This window comes from Chloroflexota bacterium, assembly GCA_018825785.1.
GTDB lineage: Bacteria > Chloroflexota > Dehalococcoidia > JACVQG01 > JAHKAY01 > JAHKAY01.
In genome coordinates this window covers 1-23,101 of sequence record JAHKAY010000060.1, presented here as the reverse complement: position 1 = coordinate 23,101, position 23,101 = coordinate 1, and the positions used below count along the sequence as shown (strand labels likewise).

Below are 23,101 nucleotides of genomic sequence, written 5' to 3'. Positions count from 1 at the left end.
GCTGAAGCAAAGAAGTGAAAGATAATTTTAGGAGGAAACTGAAATGGTTACATGCGAATTTTGCGGCAAACAGGTCAAGACTCCGCAGGGACTGAGAGGTCATAAGACCTTCGTTCATGGCATTACTGGCAGCAGTACACCGCGGTCAGTTGCTGCGCCAGCTACTGCGCTGCCAGTGAGTTTACTGGAGGACAGACTCCAGCAGCTCGAACGAGCTACTGGATTGCGTGAGTCAGATTCAGAATTCTCATTGAGTGATACTGAGCCACTTACTCATAGATTAACTAGTATTGCTGATCAGGTGACCAAGCTCACGGATGCAGTAAGCAATCTCAGCGACATAGTCAGTAAACTGAGCGAAGGCGCAGAACTGGCCAAGGCCGATACGGGTACGGTAAACGAATCTAATAACAGGTTGAAGGAAGCTTATTACGGCCTTTCTCATGTGGTGAACAGCCACCGTGACATGTTCAATCACAGCATTGCGGCCCTCGGTTCCAGGATTGACAAGGTTCAGAAGATGGCTGAAGAATCGGGTGAAGGCCTGAGTATTGTCAAGACAAAGCTAGCTGCACATGGGCACGATGGTCTGAGTCTAATTCCACAGTTGAGTAGTAGACAGCAAAAGATGGGTGAAGTGATAGCATGGTTGCGAGAGGGGGTTGCTAAGGCTCAAGCCCTTGCTGTCAGAACGCCAACCGATGATTTTGAGAAACTTGAACTGGCCAATGGGTCTACACATGCTTTTCGCGTGTACAAGGGCAAAAGGGGATTGTCTAGGCCGCATCGAATCAGCATGGACCCGTTTTTTGGTGACAAGTATGTGGACCTTGGCGAACCTGAGAACTAGGCAAAGGCTATGTAAGCCTCACCGGAGGAGCCCACGTATTTGGAGAGGGCGCGGCAACGTGTGCAGAAACGGCCACCATGAAACCGAATGTCCAATCGTCTCACTCTCAGATTGGAACACACTTTCGCACCTCTCATTCCCCTTCCCCCTTGACCACTTAGGCACACCCATGCCCGTGGCTGATGACGGCGTCGTGGGCAGTGTCCAGACTGGGCAATTCCCTAACCGTGGCCGACCGTTGGTCGTGTCCGGGTTCGTGTCCGGCATAGAGCATGGGGCTACCTTAGCCGTCCGCAACTGGAGACCGGGGCTGAATGTCTCCGAGGACCTGTATTCTTTCAAAGCCTAGTCATATCTATCTTGTATCCGTCTGCAAGATGGCAGGCTGGCCCCGGCTCATCCTCTGCAGGCTATTGCGCTTGAGTCAACGGTGCTGAGGTAGGAGTAGCTGTAGGTGTAGGGGTGGGGGTGGGAATGTTCGCTGCATAGGTGAAGACTGAATCGTGCCGCCGCTAACTTGGAGCAACGCCGATGATGAAATGACGGCACTTATCACGAGGCTATCAATGCAAGCAGTAAAAAAACCTTGCGACATAGGTTAAGCTGGCGGTTCGTAACCCTAGTGGCTCTTACTGTCTCTGCTCGGTTCCTCCCCCGTCCCCTTGCTTCCCCCTGAGGACATACCGGTAACGGGTGGCTCCGTCAAATACATAGTAGGCATGAGGCTCCCTAGGCCCGGCTGGTGCCTGGTGCATTATCGGCTTACCAAGCTCACTGGCTACTCTGAGCAAATCCTGCATCGAGCCCACGGATAGGGTCTTGTCATCTTCTATTGTTGCCTCTGCCATGATCCCGCCATACTTTTTCTTGGCTCGTGCCACCTCTTTCTCAATCCAGGAGAGTTCGGCGGGCCTGGACCTGACATACAGCACGAGGGAAGCCACGAAGCAAAGGAGGAAAATGCCTGCTAAAGCGGTAGACAGGATTCTTGCCCCAGCCACTGAGAATACCAAATATTTGTTGGGGTTGGGAACTAACCTGGCCTCTTTGATAGAGCCAGGCTGGCTCTTTGCCAGTTCCTTGTCCCAGTCCAGAACATTCCCCCTGAGTGTGCCCACCATGGCCTGGCCAAAGGTCTCCTCTATCAATCCAAGCGGCGTCTCGGCCAAGGTATGAACATCAGCGCTAATGGTTACGGTGTTTGATTCGCCAGAAGCCCCGGTTTGGGCACGGACAGTGTCAAACAGTTCCAGGTAGCCAGTCAACTCCACTGGAAAGCTGATGTCAAAATCGCCCCCCTTACTGGCAGTGAGAATGGAGAATTTCTTGGACCAGAGCCCGGTTGCGTCAAGAACTGCCGTTATGGTCACATCTGTAGTCACCTTGCTTGCCGGGGGGTCGGACTTGAACTGGTAGTAGAAGGTTGCGTCCATCCGGTTAACCAGTCTGGTGAAGATGACCTCGCCCGGCTTCTGAGTTGCTGACCAGGATGTTTCCGGAGCTGGCGGCGGCTTGAGGGTTCTGCTATCAAAAATGGAGTTCTCCTTCAGATTTACCGCATAGTCAAACTCGCCAACGCCACTCGCCTGGGTGGGCCTCAGATTAGCCGCCACCTCAATCAAACTCTTGCTTAGCTTAATGGGCAACTGGTGAACAAACTGCTCCTTCGAGCCAGTGACATTGGCAACGAGCGTCAGGTTCCGCGTTGACGAGGTGATCTTCAACTCCTCTTCAACCTCGTCAAATAGCTGCTGGACCTCCCCAATGTCCAGCGAGAAACGAAGCGTGAAGTCTCCGTCGGCGCTCGTGTCGGGCACCAGCTCGATGTTCTTGCGCCACAGGCCTGGGTTTTCCAGGACGGCATAGATGCGCGCCACCTCAGGCCCTGGCTCTGCCGGGCTATAGCTGAAAGCAAAGTCGATGCTGTCGATAATCTCAGCCGGGTATTTGGGGTTAGGCGGCGGCTGCTCCGGGGGAGGGCCAAACAGGTCGGAGGGCTTCAGGTGTACCATGTAATCGAACCTGCCTTCGTGCTCGTAGCTGAGCAGCGTCACGTCCTGCCCGACCCTGTCCGGCAGGCCCCACGCCATGAACAACCAGGGCAGAGAGGCCACAAACACGGCCAAGCTGATTACAGCAAGCCAGCCTCTCATTTGCGGACGCTCTCTAGGCATATCGTCTTCTTCTCCTGGCAGCTCGCTGTTTTCGTTTCTTCACCACCTCACGATGTCGCATGAGTTCCCTCCTGAATGTCCACTCCCACATCTTTCTTGATTCCGCGCCGATAACAGCCAGGGCTATTGCCACGATTAAAAGCATTGCTACGGAAACTTTCTTTCCCATCAAGGTTATCGGGGTTTCATGAAGACGGGAGAGATAGGCTATGTTCCCAACACGGGGAAGATAGAGGATGGTTTTCCCGATGAAGTCCTGGGGGGAAACCAGGTCCGGGTCGGCATATTCGTTGGCATCCCCTTTGGTCTGAAAAAACAGCTGGCCGTCAACTTCTCCTATATCTATTACACGGTGGGCAATGCGGGCCTCTTTCCCAATGCGCGGCTCTGAAAACAGGATGGCGTCTCCTATCTTGATATCCTCCATTTCCAGCGGCCGGGTCACCACCATTCCCCCAGGTTTAAAAGCAGGCTCCATGCTTCCGGTGGGCACCATGTCAAACCGCCAGCCAAGAAAAGAGGTAGACAGCATGAACAGGACAGCCGAGATTACTACCCCGAATATCAGCCAGCCCGCCAGCTTTGCCAACCTGATTGCTTTGCTGGCCAAGGAGCGTTATCTCTCGGCTACCGCCACTGTGACCCCGGTGCCGTCACCAATATCAGCAACCTTGAGCACCTCGTCAAGCGGGACTATTGCTTCGCCGTCCGCACTTAGGAAGCTGTCCAGGACCTTCCAGCCCTGGACCTGGCCATCTATCGCAACCCAGATGGTGCTGCCGGCGGCCAGGTCCCGGTCAAAGGAGAGAGCCACCCCCCCCACACCGGAGCCATCAGGCAATGAGATAAACCCAACCCGGTCGGTGTTGACCTGGGGCAGCTCCGCCCCGGCGCTGCTGAGGGCCCCGACATTGGAGAAGTTCATGCCGGTGGCCAGGGCGGCGCCGATGGCCCCCAGGGCCAGGACCATTACCATCAGACCTATCAGAACAGGCCTGGCTGACATTTCCGCACCCCCTTTTCATATTCACCTGCACCGGAAAGGGGGGAAGAGAGCTTCGGCTCCAGGAAACAGTTTAACTGGTTACAGAGTTATGGGGCGGTTTCTTCACTTACGATCACGCTGATGTAGTTGACAGCTGTAACTGGGACGCCCAGAGTAAGATCTGGGGGGGGAGTCGTAAACAGGTAATTGGTACAGTTGTTGGGACTACCGTAACCCACGGCAAAGGTGGTGAAGGAGACTGTCACTTTGCCACCCGCCGGCACAGCACTTACTGTTTCTGCCCAGACGTTAACTTTGAGGTTGCTCCCAGCGTCAAAAACCCCAACGCCGATCTCAGTCCCCGCAGCTAGGTCACGGTCGAAGCTGAGGCTGACAGCGTCAACCCAAGGATTGTTCACCGTGGCACCGCTGTAACCCTGGTTTACCCACCAAGTCATACCGTCGACATTGGCCTGGGGTGCGAGTGCAGTACCCGCACTGAGGACGCCGACGTTAGAGAAGCCCATGCCGGTAGCGAAGGCGGCGCCGATGCTGCCCAGGGCCACGACGACGACCAACAGGCCTATAAGAAGGGTTTTTCGCATTTTAGTTTCTCCTTAATTCAGATTTCTCACCAGTGGTGGAAGCATACTTACTTCGGCCAGACCGACCGCTGGACCTCCCGCAGGCGAGATTGGTTTCTCCGGTCTTTCCCGGATGCCATCCCGGAGCCTGACTCCCTTCCCTCCTTCCTTCATATACCATCCGGCGTTTTTCCCGCCGGTCATGGCCATCTGCTCACATAGTCCTGGAGAAGCGATAGCCCACCCCCCTGTGGTTGAGGATGTAGCCGGGGCCGCCAAGAACGCCGCTCAACTTGTCTCTCAGGCGGCGCACGTAGAACTTCAGGCAGTCCCTGCTCACCTGCTTCCCGGCCCACACCTCGGAGACGAGCTGTGAGTGGGAGACCACCCGGCCTTCGTTCAGCACCAGGCAGGAGAGGAGGGAAGACTCGGTGGAGGTGAGGTCCCCGGAGCCATTTCGCCGCCTGGCGGTGCCCTGCTCAGGCACGCTGCCCGAGTCGCCTCCGCGCCCATCACGGTCAGGTCTCTTTCTGCGGAGCAGGGAGCGCACTCGGGCAACCAGTTCGGCAGGGTTTGGGGGTTTGGGCATATAGGCATCAGCTCCCACCTCAAGCATCTCTATCTCCCCGGTCCCTTTTGTCCCCCCACTGCCGAGAACGATAATAGGAAGGTGGGATACCTGGCGCAGCCGTGAACACACCTGCGCCCCGCCTGCCGGGGGCAGGTCCTCAGCCATAATAACCAGGTCCGGGCTGGCCTCGTAGACGCTGCGCAGCCCTTGATAGCCATCGGGGACATGGGTCACCTGGAACCCCGCTTCCTCAAGGGCCGAAGCTACCCCTGCCCTAAGTGCTTCCTTCCCGCTGATGAGTAGAACCCGAGCCCGTTTAATGGGTGACCTCCCTGGGCCCATAGACCCTCACCTGCCACTCTGGTCAGGCAGCTTGGGTAGCTTAGCATGGCAAGGTGGAAATTCAGGTCACCAGGGTGCCTGGAATGGTGGAAATTAGTGCCAATTCAGTCCCAATTTGGTGGAAGATTGGGGAGAAAAAAGAAGGGCAGGCATTTGCCTGCCCTTGGCCTATAGATGTTTCAGCGGGGTGAATCAGGCACGCCGGGTGAACCTGTAGCCTACCCCCCGCTCAGTGAGGATCATTTGTGGCAGGCTAGCATCGTCGTGGAGCTTTTGGCGAAGACGGTAGATGTACTTCTTGAGGAAGCTCAAATCCCTGGCATATTCCAGCCCCCATACCTTCTCGAGCAGGGTGCAATGGGAGAGCACTCTGCCTTCGTTTCTAACCAGCTGAAGGAGGAGGTCGTACTCATGGGGAGTCAGTTTGACTGAGCTGCCTGAGAGGAACACCTCGCGTGTGGAAAAATTAATTACCAGGTCGCCCCTGACCAGGGGCATATGGTTCCGCTGAAAGCCAGCAGCGTGAGTGCGGCGCAGCAATGCATTTACCTTAGCCAGGACATCGATAGCGCTCAAAGGTTTGACGATATAATCGTCGGCCCCTGCTTCTAGGACTTTGGCCCTGTCCGCCTCAGTTCCCCCGGTAAGGACGGTCAGGGGGACATCGGAGAACTCACGAACTCTGCCAACCAAGTCCAGACCGTTCATGTCCGGCAAAGAGAAGTCCACCATTACTAGATCGGGCGCTTCGGCTTCTACCAGCTCTATGCCATTCGATCCCTGGGTAGTGGAAACGATAATGACATCTGGCCATCGTAAGTGGAGGCAGAAGGAAATGTCCTTCACCACATCCTGGCTGTCCCCTATTACCAGCACTTTCATCCTTCCCCCCCCATAAAGACACTGAGTGAGCAATTGAGCTCGCCCATGTATCCGCTAGTGGCAGAAGCTACAAACGAGAAGTGCTAACCTTTCAGGACAGCCTGATAGCTTCTTCGCGAAGCCCCAAGCTGTGCGGTGGTCTCTGTGCTCCCAGAGCCTCCAGAGACTGACTGATGATGCCTTCGATTGCACCCCTACCAAGTCGCCCCCCCCCTCGCCAACAAGCTGGCAATCAAGAAGAACTCACCACAAGTCCTCTCGTGAACGAACTGCGCCAACGAGCATGCATACTTTGCGCCCTTTGTCAAGGTATGTCAACCTCACATATCCTACAGTTCTTGACCAAGTTTATACCTTATGTCTGGCATTCTCTACCGAATTCTTGGCAGGCCTGTGATATAAGATAGGCTGTGAGGACAGGGAAGAAGCGCCGAGGACAGAAGGATATGCGTTCGCCGCCGCTACTTGCGGTAAGCGAAGTTGCTCAACTTCTCGGCGTGCATATTAACACCGTGAGGAAGTGGGGTGACCGGGGCATACTGCCTGTGTACCGGCTTGGCCCCCGCCGCGACCGGAGATTTCGGCGCGAAGACGTTATTCTCTTCTTGAAAGGTTGATGTCGTCGGCGGTGGATCCCAAGGACCCCCATGGGGAGCAATCTTGCTGTGGACTGCACCACCCATAGCCAAAGCGCCACAAGATAGCCCACTGGAGGAGAGCCGGAGGAGCCTTTGATGCCAACAATAGCGAGTTTTGTCCCATCGGCGGCGGCAATTCCGGCCGACTCCCTGGGGAACCCCACGACCCAGCATGGACGCAGCAAGCGCAGAAAGGCCCGGCCGAGGCTCCCGCTCTGGGGCCCAGATGCAATCTGAGGCTGCTATCTGCATTCGGGCGGCCCCTTTTCAGGCAAATGCGGCGAGCACGCCGTGAGGCCGACGGACAAAGGTCCCCTTTTCGCACATGTCGAACCTTTGGCAGCCTGACCCGGTCGCCCGACCTCAAGGGGCTCGTCGCGGCCCCTCCACAGGCCGCCTGAGGGACGAAGGATTGATGAACGGCGGTTCATCTGCGGCGGCAGTTGCCGGCATCGCCACACTCCGAAGACTAGTCGTTGCGAGGGTAGCACTCGCCGCCAGCAAAGCCTTCGCAAAGGTCCGGCAGTCAACAAGAGCGCCTTGTGCCTTGATACACCTTCCCTCCTTTCTAAGATATTTCCCCGCTGTCCCCACTTCTGCCACCCCCGATTCGCACCCCCTTTCGTTGCACCGGGAACGAGCATCCTTTCCCCCTCTTGCTGCTTCACATCCCCTTGCGGCAGGGGGGAGGGCGGAGCGGGAGGCCTCCCGCTCCGCCCGATGTTTTCCGCTCTGTCAGGGGTCACCCGGACAGAGAACGGCTATTATTTGGGTCCGAAGCTGATCTGCCCTGTGTAGGAGTAGGTGTTTGCCGCGCTCTGCAACCACGTTCCCTGTCCAGACAGGTTCGCGAAGTCCTGCGTCCCGCCGATGATCCTCCAGTCCCCCTTCAGCGTGGAGGAACCTACCCCCGCATCAAACGCGAACGTGAATTGGAAAACAAAGGTGCCCGACCGTTGCTCCGGCGTGCCGGGCTTGTATGTAGCGCGTACGGTCCAAAGACCGTCAGCGGTATTTGTCCCCGCGGCAGGGGTGGCCAGTGCCGTGGCGGGCCGGACAACCCTCATCGCATTCACGGACGTCCCCACGAAGTCCCCAGTGGAGGAATAGTTTCTCCATCTCAACCGGAGGTCGCCGCCACCAGGTTGTGGCTCAACGACCTCGGGGATTACGTCAGATACGCCTACCTTCAGCACCCAGGTTGCGGCTACCGGAACGGGTGTGGGAGTTACTGGCACCAAACAGGCTGGCATGAGCAGCACCAACAGGGCTACGGTTGACAGCAGGAAGACGACCTTCTTTCTCATTGATTCACCCTCCTTTCTAAGATACGGCTTCCCCCTTGCTCCAGCTTCTGCTAACCCCGTGCTCTCACCCCCTTTCTTGCAGGCCTTTTCATCTGGCGCGGAAGAACTTGGCGTTTCCCACGTGCCGTGATTCCTCCAGCGCGCCTTCGGCCACCAGGACCTTGATGTAGGTGGCAGCCGTGGCAGTGCCGACCCTTGCACGTCTGCCAGCCTCAGAGATGCTCAAATCAAGTGGTGCGGCTTCTTTGAATGCCTTGAGCACTCTGCGTTTGGTGGCGGCCTCAGGAGAGATCGCTTTCATCATCCTCCTTAGGGGCCCCCGGCCGGGAAGGGCTCTGAACCCACATGGCGACACCTGTCCGTTGTGGCCGGTGATGTGCCATGAGTACGCTGCAGGGACTCAGCAGGGGGTCAACCAAGATAACAGAGTTCAAGCCTGCCCTCTTCACAAACACCATCCGCCGTCTCCTTGTTCAGGGGCCGGACTTCTCCTGTCCGGTCAGGATGATAAGGGCTTGTCCCTACCCTAGGACGAAGGCCAATAGCACTACTTGACTAACCATCGCCAGGATGCTAGGCCACTTGCATCGACCCGTAGCAATCGTATACGATAAGTGCGCAGGCTGGGGGGAAAATATGTGCATTCTATGAGCTATCTATGAGCCAGTTTCGCCGTGAGTTTGCTCCAGGCTGGGTTAGGACCGAAGTCACCATGAAGGAAAGGGTGGAGGTGTGGGAGCTGGTGGCATGCGGCCACAACATCGCCCGAGTTCAGAAGGAGCTGGAGCTTCGGGGAATATATTTTGACAGGCGAACCATCTCCAGGATAATTCAGGAGGCGATTGGGGAGCCGGGCATTCCGGTTGAGCTCGTGAGAACCCAGTCCCCGGCAGTCCAGGAGTGGATTATCTCCAAGCGGCCCCAAATCCGTGAGGCCCTCTTAGGTGCTCCTGCTGGAGAGACCCCGCAGCCTGAGCGGGGAGGCGGCGTGGAGCCAACGAAGCCAACCGCAGAAGCCCGGGGAGAACCGGTTGCCACTGTGGCACCGCTGGCAGAAACTGCCCAAAGGGGCCCCGGACGCCACAGGTGGCTCATGCTAGCCGGGACAGGGTCAGCAATCATCGCATTGTTCGCCTTGGGAGTCTATCTGTGGCCATCTCCTCGGCCAGAGCCAACAAGCCCTCAGCCTTCCGCGACAACACCCGCAGCCTCCTTCCTGCACAATATCGTGACGGTGGCGGGGAGTGCGGTCCCTCTTGGCGATGGCGGACCGGCCACCGCAGCCCAGCTCAGCCTTCCTCACGGTCTTGCCCTTGACTCGCAGAGCCTCTACATTGTCGACAGCGGCAACAACCGCGTCCGCAGGGTGGACCTGGCTGCGGGGACCATCTCCACCTTCGCCGGGGGCGGTGCCCTCTCCTGGGGCGATGGCGGCCCGGCCACGGCCGCCCAGCTCAATGCTCCTTTTGGCATCGTCGTTGACCCGGTGGACCAGTACCTTTACATCGCCGAGGGTGCAGGCCATCGGGTGCGGAGGGTGGACCTGGCGACGGGGACCATCTCCACATTTGCGGGGACCGGTGTGGCCGGCTTTGCGGGCGATGGCAGCCCGGCCACGGCTGCCCAACTCAACACTCCTCAGGGCGTCGCTATTGACTCGCAGAATCTCTACGTTGTCGACAGCGTCAACGAGCGGGTGCGCAGGGTGGACCTGGCGACGGGCGTCATCACCACCTTCGCCGGGACCGGTGTGGCCGGCTTCTCGGGCGATGGCGGCCCGGCCACGGCGGCCCAGCTCAACAGTCCTCGCTTCCTTGCCGTGGCCTCGGGATACCTCTATATCAGCGACAACAGCAACCAGCGGGTGCGCGGGGTCGACCTGGCGACAGGGACCATCACCACCTTCGCCGGGACCGGTGTGGCCGGCTTCTCGGGCGATGGCGGCGCCGCCACGGCTGCCCAACTGAACCAGCCTAGAGGCCTTGCCGTTGCCTCGGAGAACCTCTACATCGTCGACAACACGAACCAGCGGGTGCGCAGGGTGGACCTGGCGACGGGGACCATCTCCACCTTCGCGGGAACCGGAGCGATGGCCTTCGGTGGCGATGGCGGCCCGGCCACCGCTGCCCAGTTCACCAGTCCTTACGGCGCCGCCGTTGACTCTGCGAATCTCTACTTCGCCGACACCGTCAACAACCGTGTCCGCAAGGTGGACCTGGCCACGCGGACCATCGCCACCTTCGCCGGGGGCGGTGCCCTCTCCTTGGGCGATGGCGGCCCGGCCACGGCCGCCCAGCTCAACAGTCCTAGATGCCCTGCCCTTGGCTCGGGCTACCTCTACATCGCCGAGCAGGTCGGCAACCGGGTCAGCAGGGTGGACCTGGTGACAGGGACCATCTCCACCTTCGCCGGGACCGGGGTGGGGGGGTTCTCGGGCGATGGCGCCCCGGCTACGGCTGCCAAGCTTAACAGTCCCAGGGGCCTAGCCTTGGATTCAGGGAACCTCTACATCAGCGACAGCGGAAACAACCGGGTGCGCAGGGTGGACCTGGCGACGGGGACCATCTCCACCTTCGCAGGCACCGGGGCGGCCGGCTTCTCGGGCGATGGTGGCCCGGCCACGGCCGCCCAGCTCAACAATCCTATGGGCGTCACCTTCGCCCCGGGCTACCTCTACATCGCCGACAGCAGCAACCACCGCATCCGCAAGGTGGACCTGGCGACAGGGACCATCACCACCTTCGCCGGCACCGGGGTGGGGAGTTTCTCCGGCGATGGCGGCCCGGCTACGGCTGCCCAACTCAGCACCCCTAGATTTCTCGCCGTTGACTCGCGGAACCTCTACGTCAGCGACGCCAGCCTGCGGGTGCGCAGGGTGGACCTGGCGACGGGGACCATCTTCACCTTCGCCGGCACCGGGGCGTCCGGCTTCTCGGGCGATGGCGGCCCGGCCGCGGCTGCCCAACTCAACCTTCCTCTTGGCCTGGCTGTTGACTCGGCGAACCTCTACATCGTGGACTGCAACAACAACCGGGTACGCAGGGTGGACCTGGCGACGGGGACCATCTCCACCTTCGCCGGCAGCGGGGCTTCGAGCTTCGCCGGGGATGGCGGCCCGGCCACGGCTGCCCAACTCAAGACTCCTTTTGGCGTGGCTGTTGACCCAGCGAACCAGTACCTCTACATCGCCGACACCGGCAACAACCGGCTGCGGCAGGTCGACCTGCGATAGCTCTCGTTCGTGTCACAGCGGGTAGGTCACAAGAAGGCCGTACGCGAAAATGGTTCCCTTATTCGTTGACTTGTAGTCCAAATCGGGCCCGAAAAGAATAGGGGCGGTCTTTGTGGACGCGACAATGGAATCGCTGATGACAGGAATGTACACCGCCAGCGACGGTACCTGAAAGGTGAAACATTCCGCCCTAAAGGTGAAACATCGTACTATGGAGGTTTTGTCAATGGCTCCAGCGGCCTTATCTTTGGTATCCTTTTTGCATCGGCGGGCGAGCCCCATCCCGTGTTTCCTGGGTCCCAAAATAGCATCCAGATGCGAGGTCACCCCTCCAGGAGGGGGCCCCTTCGTACCTCATACGAGATTGGCCAGGGGGCGGGGGCACCGTGATGTTGCACGGGTTTGCTCTTCCGAGCTCCCAATTCCGTTCCGCGGCGTCTCCCCGCCCGCCCGATGCATCATTACCACCTTTAGGCTACCGCCGTGGCCAGCCCTGGCATCCGATACATGGTCTGCTTCCTAACCAGACCATAGGCCAAACGGAGCAGCCGGTTGCCCACAGCCCCGATTACCTCCCTAGCTTTCAGGGGATGGGCGTGGGTAGGCCGCTCCCGTCGCTTCTTGGCCCAGGAGCGGAAATCAGGGTTGTGCCGCAGAAGGGATATGGCGGCCGTCCAGATACACCAGCGCAAACCAGGGCGCCCTTTCTTGCTCATGGGGGTGTGGCTGCCCCGTTTGCCCGCCGATTCTGTCTCGGTCGGGTTAGTGCCGGCCATCTTTATCAACTGCTTGGCATTCTGATAGGACCTCATCGGCCCCAGCTCCGCCAGAAGCCCAGCCACTGTGATATAGCTTAGTCCCCTTACCGAAAGAAGATAGTGGCTATCTTCTATGGCCTCCACCAAACCTATTAGAAGTTCCTCCACCTTTTCCACCTGCTTCGCATTCAGACGCAGCCGCTCCACGAGCAGGGAGAGCTCAACAGCCACAGACTGTGTGCCTGACCGGACACCAATGGAAGTCTGCGCAACATGGTGAAGGGCACGGAGCTTGGTGAGCTTAAGGCGAGGCCGCTGGTATCCATCCTTGATTGCGCCCACGAACTGCTCTTCTGTCATCCGAGCGATTGCCCCAGGTACCGGACACAGGGAAAGGACAGCCAGGGCTGTCTTGCCCGCAGGGTCCTTGAAGACCTGGCAGAATTCGGGGAAGAGGCCATCCAGCAACCCCTGGAGCAGGTTAAGCCAACGAGCCCTTTCCTTGACCAGGCGGCGGTAGGCGTTGTAAGCTGCACGCAACTCCGCGTAGACGCCCTTCGGTAGCCTGGTCTCACTGAACTCACCAGTGCGCAGCAACTCTGCTGCCACTTCAGCATCCCGGAAATCGTTTTTAGCCCTGTTAAGATCTCGCCCTTCCCGCCTCCGCTTCAAGGTAAAGGGGTTAATCAAGCGGAAAGGAACCCCTCGCTCCTCCAGGAAGTAGGCCAGGTTGCGCCAAAAGTGGCTCGCTGTCTCTATGGCAAAGATGACACCCCGGCAGCCGAGGGCAACCATCTGAGCCCGGGCCCGCTCCAGTAATTCCTCATAGCCCTGCCCAGAGTTAACCACCTTGAACTTGCAATGGACCAGGGCATCCCCGGTCATGGCCACTGCCGCGTGCCTCTTTTTATGAGGGTCCACCCCCACGATCAAGTACCCCTCCGGGATTTGCCTGAGCTTCCTCGCGGTGCTATTCTTCATCTGGATGGCTCCTCCTGCATAGATTTGGTGCTCCCCAAACGTACCCCTCTATTGTAGCCGGAGCCATCATCATTTCTTAATCCATATACTATTCCGCCCAAATGTTGAGTGCCGCGGTCTCGTGTTTCTGGTGGAGACGGGGGAGAGTCGAACTCCCCCTGAAACAAGATATATCGTGGTCGGTGGGTGTCGTCCGGGTCGGGTGCTGGATGCCGGACTCCGTCTGCGTTCCGACGGTTAAGAGTAGCCAGGTAGCTGCATTGGCCTGAGCCGGCACTCCATCAAAACTCGACTGGTCTTCGGGGAGCAGGTAACTCAAGCACGCTCTCTGCTGTCTCGGGTCTTTGCCTTGACCTCGCTCACTTTGTCAAGCCAAGCCTTTGCCAGGTCTTCATTGAGCCCCAAGTCAAGCAGCTTTTGCCTGTCACCTCGGTTCGCTGCCCGAAAGATCTTGTGCTGGAGTCTGTCATTGACTCTTCTAGCTTCGCGCCGCTCCTTGTGTTCATCCAGCACTCTCGGGCTCCGACGATTCCATTCAGGGTTGAAACGTCTTGTCAGCGGGTTTTCAAGCCCCTTGACCAAGTCTACTTCAATTCCTTTGTAGGTAATCGGCGTAGGCTCGCGAGTGGAGGGATCAAGCGCGAACACCTTCACCTCACTCCCCCCCGCTAGTATCTCGCGTATCCCCTCTCTCACTCTTCTGTTTGTCGATGTCTTTGATTTGGTTGCTCGTGATGACCTGTAGCTGTTCATGCGTTTCTTCAGCGTCCTGGTATCAGCTTCGCAGATTCCTACGTACTTGACATCGTTTCCTGACACGACGGCATACACAACTCGGTCATCACTGCAACACGACAGCTCGCAGGTCAAACCAGTTGCGTGACGATCGGACAAACGCCAGTGACCGGCCTCGACGAATCCCAACGAGGTCAAGTCAGCCACGTCATTTGGCACGGCCATATGAACACCTCCTCACGAGAGTCTTTGTGAATTGTATCTGAAACTGTGCATGCCCTCATGCGGGTCGACAACGATTTCGCCCGTGTCTTCTGCAGACAAACCGAGATTCAGCGCTTCATTGACATCTTGAAGCATACAGTTGTCAATGAGTAGTCTTGTCTCCACGTGCCCGATCGTACTCCAAGGAGACGAGAGACCGCACTGGCAGGTTGTCAGCCCCTTTGAGACAGTGGGAGGCTCCGAAGTCGAGGCGCCGTTCCCCGTTCAACCCCTTCCTGGGATAGTCGAACTTCCCCTGAAACAACGGTTCAGCATAGTCTTGATTTGGTACTGGCGACTTGACTCGCTATCCGCTCGGCCCGCTAGGGGAGAGCGCGAGACCCGTTTCAGCCCTGTCATCTAGAGCCCGGCTCTCACGTCGTCAGACGACTCTCTGGACTACGAACAAGTCCTGAAAGCAGGCCATCGCGAAGTTGTCCGTCATGCCGGCTGTGAAATCGCTGACTCTCTGTCCATTGCCCGTCGCCTCCGGATACTGCATGTCCTTCAGGAACTCGGCAAAGACTCCATTGTAGTAGTCCTGTCCGGCCGCCCCACTTTCTGGGAGTTCCTTGCGGCCAGGGAGGGCCAGGAAGTGTTCAAATAGCTGACTCAAGAGCTGATAGATTCGCTCCTCCTGCCCACGCAACACTACGCTGTCATATATTCTCGAGAAATTGAATTCCTTCATGCGCGTGAGCGCGGCGTATGCCTCTTCAGAAAACTGCAGATGGCCCTTTCCTCTGCTACTCGTTACAAGGTCCCCGATGAGCGCGCCGATTATCGCCGTATTGGTGTTGCCAAGGCACCGAGTGATTTCTTCCGGCAAATCCTCGAGCGTGACCAGTCTGGCCATGCAGGCGTCCTCAAAATCGCGGCCGAGGTAAGAAATGGTGTCCGACATTCTAACCACACACCCTTCAAGAGTGCCTGGCCGCTCGCGCCTGAGGGCAGCATCTGGTTCCACGCCCTTCAAGTCTTTTCCCCGGTCTGGCTCCAAGGTCTGTTCCGTGGCCTCACCCCAGTGGCACACCACGCCGTCCCTGACCTCCCAAGTCAAGTTCAGAGGCTCGTGAAGACGATTGCGAAAAGTGTCTATTACTCTCAGGCTCTGTCCTTCGTGCCGGAAGTTCGGCAGCTTCTCAGTCGCGGACTTCATGTTGAACTCTTCATGAATCCTCGCCAATGCCTTCTCGCCCAAGTGGCCGAAAGGCGGGTGGCCCAAGTCGTGCGCCAACGCTATGGCTTGTGCCAGGGTATCGTTCAAGTTCAAACGTCTGCAGATGGTAGAGGCTACCGACGCAACGTGAAGCGAGTGCTCTAGGCGAGTACAGATGTGGTCGTCCTTCGGGGAGAAGAAGACTTGGGTCTTATGCTTCAGCCGCCTGAAGGGGAGAGAATGCAGAATCCTGTGGCAATCCCTTTCAAAAAGTGTGCGAAAGGGGTCCTCTTTCAGCGGATACTTTCTCCCGAGACAGTCGGTGCTCTTCCTGGCAAACTCGGAGTAGTTGCCCTCTAGCTTGCCTATCAGTCTCGCATAAGAGGGATCCATCGGCGGCACAGATTAGGCTAGGTTGGAGTCTGGGTAGAGACTCTAGCCGGGCGACGCTGCCAGACATAAGCGGCGAAGGCCGATGAGAGTTCTTCAAGACTGTGAAAGAGGGTCTTCCCTTCCTCGCACACCCCCCAGACCATCAGGTTTGGGCGGTGGGGTTCGTCATCATTCGTGCAGTATGACCTAAAATCGGTGACAATCCCGAAGATCTTCTTGCCCTTGGCGTATGCGTGGCCCAGTTCAATACAGGTGCCGCTATCAGTGTCTTGCCCATCCAGGAGCGCGACTACTACGTCTGCGTCCTCCAGCCGGGCAAGGTCAAGCCTGAAGATGTCCAGCCGTTTGGGACCTTTTCCCAGCTCTCCCCCATCACGATGGGGCAGGAAGAAGTCCTGATTGGGATCAAGGCCGCTGACAGAAGATAGGACAGTGACTATGCGTTCAAGGAACAGCCTCTCTGCTTGCGAGAAGAGCGGGCCGGCAAGGTATATCAGCTTCCCCATATGTGGCCACCCCCAACCGATGTTGTCAACAGCATAGCACGCCGGGCGCGAAAAATGAAGTCACTCTGGAGGTTGTCAGCGCCTTTGAGGCACTGGAGAGAGGGTGAGGAACCTCAGCTCTAGGTTCCCCGTTCAACCCCTTCCCGGGAGAGTCGAACTCCACCTGAATACATATCTGGAGGGGGGCTTTTGGGATCCTGGAGCGCCCGGTCACATGTCGGCGTGGACAACGTACGTTACTGGTGCCTTGCGCCAAGCGGCCCAGGGGATGCTCCGGCGTCATCCTCTGGCGAAGTCTCTCCAGTCTGGGTGGATTTGGGCATTGGCCGGAGCCACCCTGCAGCTGCCGATCCACATGTGCACAAGGCGTGTCATAGTCCCGCTATCTTCGCCAGGATGGCACGGCGCGCGTTGTCAATCGCCACGCCATCGGTCTTGGGTGATAGACGGGATTTCTCCTTCTGCGCCAAGAAGTACGAGATACGTTCGGCGTTAGCACCGGATGGATGGGGCAGCCCATGGAGCACTCTGTCGGGCTTAAGAATACCACGAGTCTCCAGGTGGCGAAGCACGCTGCTTACGTTTGGCCCCAATGGAATCCAGATAGCATTGGTCGGTAGGGTATTGACCTCCTCCACCAAATAGGAATCTACCTGTCTCGCAAGAAGCGGATGCTTGGTCATATCAGGGCTACCATTGTAGTTGCCTCCATTCCTTAAGACGGGATAGCGTAGTGCTGAAGTGTAATGCACTAGGTTTGTATCTGACGAAAACAACTGGGAGCACGATTGTAGACCCAGCTTGTGACTCAGCCTGACAAAGTCGAGCATTTGGACCAGATTGCGACGCATTGGCCCACCAAAGCTGGCTCGTTCCTTGGCCAGTTTCAGTACTTCGTTGACGCTCTTTCCCAAGTTCAGTTGCCTGTGCGCTTCGTCCAGCGCGAGCAAAGCCTGCTGAACACCCGGGGTGATGCCGCAGATGACTACCTTCGAACTGCCATTAACGTAATCGAACGGGGCGTAGAAAACAGAAATGACGCCATCACTGTCCATCAGCAATTCTCTCGGCAGACAGTTGGAAGAGAAGGAATGGCCGCCTATGAAGTCTCTGTACTTATTGAATATCTCGTGCTCATCCATGGGTCAGGTCCCAACTCTAGGAGAAATTTGATGCCGTAGCAGGAGGGTTTCGGTACCCCGAAGACAATGGACATTCAACTGGCCAACCAGAGTTCCGATGCTGACCTTAGGGCTTTTCAACTCAGATGTGCAAGGGCTTCAGCAACGGCATTGAGCTTCCACTGCCGTGAATACCATCATGCATTTCTTGGCCGCGATAATCAATGGGTCACCCTATCCCAGCCATGCCCTTCAATACTAGATCCATATGTGCCCTGCCTCAACAATGATACTACTTATCAAGTCAGTCCGGTGAGAGAAATGGCCTGATGATGTAAGTTGTCAGCGCCTTTGAGGCAGTTCAGAGAGGGTGGGGAAGGTAGGGGGACAGACAGCTCCGGCAAATGTCGTGGCCCAAATGCGGGCAGCAGTTCTCGGGACCGCATTCGACCGGGGGAGAAAGCCGCCGTTTCCCCAAACCGACATCAACCCAGACTTGCCTTGGCGAATCGTTCCAGGATTGCGGCACTGGGATGATCTGCAAGGGAGACAAGCTTGTTGACCAGCGCTACCGGGACGAGCGACGAGTCATACATATCACAATGAAGTTTGGCAATATTATGCAGTATGACGTCCAGGTTCCTGAAGTCCCCTTTGTGTGGCGCAAGGACGACCTTCTCATCACGCACCGGAACTGTAATGACGTAGACCTCGTTGCGCCGCTTGAAGATGAGTTTGCCGCCGTAGTACGACGTCCTTGCGTACGGCTTGCTCGGGTCTTCAGGGCCTGGGATTATATGCTTGTAGATGTAAGAGTTGCTCAGCAACAAGACTTCGCCGTCTTTCAATCTCGTTGAGACTTGATCAGCGTGATCGACAAACGCACCGCTCTTCTCGAGTCCGGCAAGGAAAAGGTCATGCTTGTCCAGAAGGAAGTTGCATAGCTGTCTCATGGGTCTCTGCATGTTGGCGGTCTGACCGAAGAAGGCCAGGGGTCCGTCCTTGATGAAGATGATCTCCTTCAGCAGAGATGGTTTGGTTCTCAAGGCGACCCTAGTGAGATGGACCAGTACCATTTGCTCAAGAAGGGTTACAAGGTAACCCAGCACCCCGCCCGCACCCAGCTCGTCGTCAATTGCCTCGTGGAGTCGAAAAATGTCACTCAGGTAGATGGGCTCCCCACAAGATGGACACTTGTATCTGTAATCTGCGAGCATCTCGGTCCTCTTGAGGGATATGTTGTGCTGTGTGCATGACTTGTTGGGGCAAGTTGCGAGGTTCCACTCCTGACTGGGGGTCTCAAACTCGCAGAATACAAGCCACTTTAGCGTTTCGGCGAAGGACCCGCCACCCCTATCCTTGACGAAGAAGTCATGGAGCGCCCTTCGTATCGAGGCAGTCAAGGAGCCCTCCGTCACCGTGGTGATGTTCTTTGTCGGAATAACGAGCTTGAATCGCTCAATGTTCTTGAGCTTTGCCATGTCGTCCGGGTCAACAAAGGGCCGCGCCTCAAGGGCCTCCAGATCAGCAATATGGAAGGCGATTGCGCCTATCTGAAAGAAGGCCATCGTCGAAGATGGAAACTCACGCCTTACTGCTACCTCGCGGTATCCTCCATCGATTGCCACAACATGCCGTATGGGGTTGGCTGGAATAGAATCTGCCTTGCAGATGTCCGTTGCCGAGAGTGCCACTTCCCCGCAGGTCTTGGGCAATTGGCAGACCTTCAAGAAGTCGGCCACGGCAGGGTCGTTGACAACATGGCTGTGAGATGACCTGCTGGCATACTCATAAGGGCGCTTTCCGCGGCGGCTAGTGTACCCCATATGCCTATGACTTCTCGTGGCTATTCTGAGCCACGATGAACCTGTCGATCTGCACAGGGACAACAAAGGGATTCGAGTACGTCTTCATGCGAACGAATCCCTTGTCCGAGCTAGCACTGAATCGGAGCAGGCTCTCAGCAAAATCGGAGAAGTCGTAGTACTTCCGGATCTCTCTTAGCTCGTCATCGTTGTTTAGGTGAGCTATGAACCAGTTCTGCGTGTTCTTCAAGATATTTGCGCTGATGGAGCTCACTTCCTGCGTGGCGTAGATCAGGCCGATATTGAGTTTCGCCCCTTCCTTGGCAAGCCTTACATAGACGTCGCTTAGATCCTTCTCCTCTTTCTTGGGAAACAAGTTGTGGGCTTCCTCGAAGTAGAATTGAAGGAAGTTGTTCGGCTTGTTGCCGACGAACCGTGACATGGCGTCATCGAACAGGAACTGACAGATCCGATCTGAATACAATCGTTGAACCGTAGGATCACCCTGCGACAAATCCACTATGACTATTTTGCCCGATCGGAGAGCGTCTCTGATCTCCACCTGGAAGGGTCTATCTGCGCTGTCCGTATGCAGGTTGAGCATGCCCCTCAGTTTCTTGTATCCGCTGACGTTGGCGCTGCCGCCGGGTTTCGACTTCCTTGATAGGAAGACCAGAATTGCCTTCAGATCTTCGTCAGCCCAATCGTGCCCCTCCTCAATCCTATACTTCTTGAAGAAGGGGTGGCTCTCATAATTGTCCCAGACTGTCGTGAACCAACCCGTTGCCTTGTCCAGGGTGAGGCCGCCCTTCGGATCTCCAGGCGCGAACTCCTCAATCTTCTTGTTGCCGTCGAAAAAGACTTTCAGGCCCTTTGGTGCGGAGAATCCGGCTTGGTGCAGGCAACAGAGGTAGGCCGCCAGTCTGCGCTTGTAGCGCGCAATAGCCGCGTAGTCCTCCCTGTCCTCAGGCTCCTGCAAATCGACGGCTGCGAAGCTCCGCACATAGTCAGAGTCATCGTTTCCCAGGTAGGTCTTTACCATTTCGAAGCCAACCGCTACGTCGGAGTAGAAGTTCGTCTTGAGCACTCTGAATCCAGGCTTCTCCAGCACGCTATAGCGTAGGGTATCCTCCTTATACATCTCGTAAATTGCAGTCCCCTCATCCTGTAGATTCGGGTTTGCATACTCTCCATCAATGTCGAAGGCAATCTGGCCAACCCGGTACCTGGGTATGCCAGACTCGGTGAAGGATTCCGAACTGGCCTCTCCGCCTTTGGGATGAAGGACGTCGCCAGTCGCCTTTGCCCCGATGTCAGCGGTAGCCTGAATGATCTTCTTGACAGTGTTTGACTTGCCTGTTCGAGTCATGCCGAACAACGCTGTGCGCTTTCCGAGGAAGTCTATCGGGCTGATGTAGACGGGTACGTCATCGGCCTGCTCCTGAAAGCGCCGACTCGAGCTATAGCGCACAGACCCCACCTTCACATCGATGGGGCCACCAGGTACTGCCCCGCAGTCTCTCAGGTTGGCGATCGCTTCTAGTACCTGGCAATCAGGCTTGTAGACGCTGTAGTTATGCGCGCTGTAGAAGTTCTCAACGTCGGCACCGAAGGCCAAGTCCCCATTCTTATCGGTGTAGAAGGTGCCAAGGACGCGACATTCGAGCCCTGAGAATCCGAACTCATATCTTGTGAAATCGTCGAGTTGGCTCTCTTTGCCAGCTGTCTTGACGCTATCTTTGTAGTACTCGACCATCGAACTGATGATGTCGTCGTCAGTCGGCAGCTTGGCTGGCCTCAGGGCCCGCAAGAGCAACGCCTCGCGCACCTTCTCCTCATTCTCGTAGAAAGCCAACAAGAAAGCACCCTGAGGTATGCCTCCCACCTTCATCTTCCAGGCGTCGGCAACTAGCAAATATGCCTTGTCATAGTCGATGTAGAACGGTCTTCCCGTGAACCTCTCCTTCTTAGCTGAAGACCCCAGAATGTCCGTTTTGGCGAGACCCTGAACAAACTTCTCTGCATCACCCATTCGTCTCACTCCTCTCCAGCCCAATCAGGCTTGGATCTTCGAAGCGAACCAGCGATTGCCGGCCGTACGACGCGTTAGCTTCAATGGCTACCCATTGACGACCAGTTGCCTCGGCACAGAACCCCGTGACGTTGCTCCCGGCGAACGGGTCAAGGACCAGGTCGTCCTCGTCAGTAAGAAAGGTGATGAAGAACTTGGCAACATCCAACGGCATCCGGGCAGGATGGGGTATCAGTCCTATCTCGCGGCACCGACGCTGGAAGAAGCTGTTAGAATCCGTGTTCGCCTTGCTGAATACGTTCTCCGGTAGGCGTGTGGGGCGCCTGTCATCAATAGGCTCTACTTCAATAACGTTATGCATTATGCTGCCCGTGTTCCTTGCAAGGAAACTCTCATGGCCGATGTTGTGCCCTGACGGTCTTCGTCCATGATTGTATGAACCTCGCTCAAGCAGAGCTGCCATGCTGGCGCTGTACGGTCGGAGGACTCGCGAGTTATCCGCTTTTGGAAAGTCAGACTTTGACAGCCACCATATGTGGGTAAAGCTGTCTGTCACCCGGATTCGGTTTACCGTGACCCATTCCGCCGGGGTTGGCAGCCTTGCAGGGTTGTAACAAACAAACTCCTGACAGAGTCTCAGTCCACCGCCCGCTTTTGTAGCCAATCCCAGCAGACACTGTAGCGGAAGAAGGGACTGAACTGGGCGGCCAGGTTCCCAGGCGTTGCCCAGTTCAATAACCATCGACCCATCATCTCTGAGCAGTTCGGAGAAGAGGCTGGCGAGTCCGGTGAACCAAGTCAGGTATCTCTCGCCATTCAGATTCCCGTACATCTTCTGGTTGTTCAAAGGGAAGGGAGGCGATGTCAGCAGTAGCTGGACCCTTCCTTTGAGTCTGCGCCCTGCTCTCCCGGCGAGTATGTGTTCACACTGCCCAACGTAGTAGCGTCCCAGTCTCGTCGCGTGCAGCGGTGGTGGCGAGGTTGCTAAGCCGAGCTGGTCAGTGTTGCCAGACTTGGTCCCGCCTTTCGCAGCACCGATTATGGCGTCTCCGTCAGGTCGGCTCAACGAGTTCCTCTTGCCTCCCCCCGGCAACAATACCACTTATGAAGTCGGCCACGGCACGAGAATAGCTCAGGAGCCGGTTGCCAACTTCGCGGCGCACTGCAGGCGAAAATGAGTTGGCCTCGGTGTGCCATGGGCCCCCTTCCCTACTCAGTGAAGTAGTCCGAATCTATCTTCTTGACTTCGTACTTGGCGAAGGAAGTCACGCCAATGTTGCGGTCAATCATGTGCTGTACGAGAGTATCTCCATCGATCAGAATAATCTTGGTGTCGACACGAGACGCGAATTCAAGGGCTTCTTTAGAGAAATTCGATGTGGCTATGAAGATGCCTTTCCTAGCGTGTTGCCCCTGCAGCGCACCCGCGAATTTCTGAATTTCTGGTCGTCCGACCGTGCTGTCCCATTTCTTGGCTTGCACGTAGATTATGTCCAGACCCAGCGGGTCTTCGTTGATTGTCCCGTCGATTCCCTCGTCGCCAGCGCGCCCAATTGCCTTCGCAGCCTCTCTTCTACTGCCTCCGTACCCCATGGCTAGAAGAAGGTCTATTACTATGTTCTCAAACTGCCTTGGTGAGCTTGACTTGACTTGCTGGAGCAGGTCGGCGGCGAGTTCATCGGTGAGATTCTGGTAAGCGAAGGCCAACTCCTCTTCAGGTGTTCCACCTTGGACTTCCCGCGGGCCCCCCTTCTCCTTGGTTTTACCCTTTGCAGGCGTCTG

General features: G+C 57.0%; 20 protein-coding genes. 3 read left to right on the top strand and 17 right to left on the bottom strand.

Translation table 11 applies throughout. From position 1 onward, the window contains the following. Positions 1 to 43: 43 nt before the first annotated feature. Positions 44 to 850 carry a hypothetical protein gene (locus KJ624_08555; GenBank protein MBU2009867.1) on the top strand — a complete coding sequence of 269 codons (807 nt, stop codon included), beginning with the start codon at positions 44 to 46 and terminating at the stop codon, positions 848 to 850. A 629-nt stretch (positions 851 to 1,479) separates the two neighbouring features. Here KJ624_08555 and KJ624_08550 read toward each other — a convergent pair. From KJ624_08550 to KJ624_08525, 6 genes are all read right to left on the bottom strand, one after another. After that, entirely contained in the window at positions 1,480 to 3,024 is a 1,545-nt protein-coding gene (locus tag KJ624_08550; GenBank protein MBU2009866.1) for a DUF5305 domain-containing protein, read from the bottom strand. Beyond that, positions 3,017 to 3,613, bottom strand: coding sequence for a signal peptidase I (locus tag KJ624_08545; protein ID MBU2009865.1), 597 nt, complete (start codon positions 3,611 to 3,613; stop codon positions 3,017 to 3,019). Before KJ624_08545 ends, KJ624_08550 begins: the two co-directional genes overlap by 8 nt. Positions 3,614 to 3,640: 27 nt before the next feature. Next, complete coding sequence (locus KJ624_08540) at positions 3,641 to 4,030, bottom strand: hypothetical protein (GenBank protein MBU2009864.1); 390 nt, start codon at positions 4,028 to 4,030, stop codon at positions 3,641 to 3,643. Positions 4,031 to 4,116: 86 nt separating this feature from the next. Beyond that, the gene (locus KJ624_08535; GenBank protein ID MBU2009863.1) at positions 4,117 to 4,614 is read right to left on the bottom strand and encodes a hypothetical protein; all 498 of its coding nucleotides are present in this window, start codon (positions 4,612 to 4,614) and stop codon (positions 4,117 to 4,119) included. A gap of 193 nt (positions 4,615 to 4,807) precedes the next feature. Beyond that, positions 4,808 to 5,506: a response regulator transcription factor gene (locus KJ624_08530; protein ID MBU2009862.1), complete on the bottom strand. Its 699-nt coding sequence runs from the start codon at positions 5,504 to 5,506 to the stop codon at positions 4,808 to 4,810. Positions 5,507 to 5,698: 192 nt separating this feature from the next. Further along, positions 5,699 to 6,388, bottom strand: coding sequence for a response regulator transcription factor (locus KJ624_08525; protein ID MBU2009861.1), 690 nt, complete (start codon positions 6,386 to 6,388; stop codon positions 5,699 to 5,701). A gap of 446 nt (positions 6,389 to 6,834) precedes the next feature. Here KJ624_08525 and KJ624_08520 point away from each other — a divergent pair, with 446 nt between their 5' ends. Then, a complete protein-coding gene (locus tag KJ624_08520) occupies positions 6,835 to 7,005 on the top strand; it encodes a helix-turn-helix domain-containing protein (protein MBU2009860.1) in 171 nt (56 codons plus the stop codon). A gap of 785 nt (positions 7,006 to 7,790) precedes the next feature. Here the strand turns inward: KJ624_08520 and KJ624_08515 are convergent. Together KJ624_08515 and KJ624_08510 are read right to left on the bottom strand one after the other, a co-directional pair. After that, positions 7,791 to 8,333, bottom strand: coding sequence for a DUF3224 domain-containing protein (locus tag KJ624_08515; protein ID MBU2009859.1), 543 nt, complete (start codon positions 8,331 to 8,333; stop codon positions 7,791 to 7,793). Positions 8,334 to 8,421: 88 nt separating this feature from the next. Continuing rightward, a complete protein-coding gene (locus KJ624_08510) occupies positions 8,422 to 8,637 on the bottom strand; it encodes a hypothetical protein (GenBank protein MBU2009858.1) in 216 nt (71 codons plus the stop codon). Between the two features lie 354 nt (positions 8,638 to 8,991). On the opposite strand from KJ624_08510, the gene KJ624_08505 reads away from it, so the two are divergent. Beyond that, entirely contained in the window at positions 8,992 to 11,565 is a 2,574-nt protein-coding gene (locus KJ624_08505) for a hypothetical protein (protein ID MBU2009857.1), read from the top strand. A gap of 470 nt (positions 11,566 to 12,035) precedes the next feature. Here KJ624_08505 and KJ624_08500 read toward each other — a convergent pair whose 3' ends face one another. The 9 genes from KJ624_08500 to KJ624_08460 all read right to left on the bottom strand — a co-directional run. After that, on the bottom strand, positions 12,036 to 13,304 hold the full coding sequence (locus KJ624_08500; protein ID MBU2009856.1) for an IS110 family transposase: 1,269 nt from the start codon (positions 13,302 to 13,304) through the stop codon (positions 12,036 to 12,038). A 315-nt stretch (positions 13,305 to 13,619) separates the two neighbouring features. Continuing rightward, a complete protein-coding gene (locus tag KJ624_08495; GenBank protein ID MBU2009855.1) occupies positions 13,620 to 14,135 on the bottom strand; it encodes a GIY-YIG nuclease family protein in 516 nt (171 codons plus the stop codon). A gap of 550 nt (positions 14,136 to 14,685) precedes the next feature. Continuing rightward, positions 14,686 to 15,855: an HD domain-containing protein gene (locus tag KJ624_08490; protein MBU2009854.1), complete on the bottom strand. Its 1,170-nt coding sequence runs from the start codon at positions 15,853 to 15,855 to the stop codon at positions 14,686 to 14,688. A gap of 17 nt (positions 15,856 to 15,872) precedes the next feature. Continuing rightward, entirely contained in the window at positions 15,873 to 16,361 is a 489-nt protein-coding gene (locus KJ624_08485) for a nucleoside 2-deoxyribosyltransferase (protein MBU2009853.1), read from the bottom strand. Positions 16,362 to 16,732: 371 nt separating this feature from the next. Continuing rightward, positions 16,733 to 17,503 (bottom strand): hypothetical protein, encoded by a 771-nt coding sequence (locus tag KJ624_08480; GenBank protein ID MBU2009852.1) that lies wholly within the window; start codon positions 17,501 to 17,503, stop codon positions 16,733 to 16,735. A gap of 464 nt (positions 17,504 to 17,967) precedes the next feature. Beyond that, positions 17,968 to 19,197 carry a DNA double-strand break repair nuclease NurA gene (locus KJ624_08475; protein MBU2009851.1) on the bottom strand — a complete coding sequence of 410 codons (1,230 nt, stop codon included), beginning with the start codon at positions 19,195 to 19,197 and terminating at the stop codon, positions 17,968 to 17,970. A 115-nt stretch (positions 19,198 to 19,312) separates the two neighbouring features. Continuing rightward, the gene (locus KJ624_08470; protein MBU2009850.1) at positions 19,313 to 21,319 is read right to left on the bottom strand and encodes a DUF87 domain-containing protein; all 2,007 of its coding nucleotides are present in this window, start codon (positions 21,317 to 21,319) and stop codon (positions 19,313 to 19,315) included. Next, complete coding sequence (locus KJ624_08465; GenBank protein ID MBU2009849.1) at positions 21,312 to 22,286, bottom strand: site-specific DNA-methyltransferase; 975 nt, start codon at positions 22,284 to 22,286, stop codon at positions 21,312 to 21,314. The genes KJ624_08470 and KJ624_08465 overlap by 8 nt, the downstream gene beginning before the upstream one ends. A 242-nt stretch (positions 22,287 to 22,528) precedes the next feature. Beyond that, on the bottom strand, positions 22,529 to 23,101 hold a 573-nt coding region (locus KJ624_08460; GenBank protein ID MBU2009848.1), incomplete at its 5' end, for a restriction endonuclease.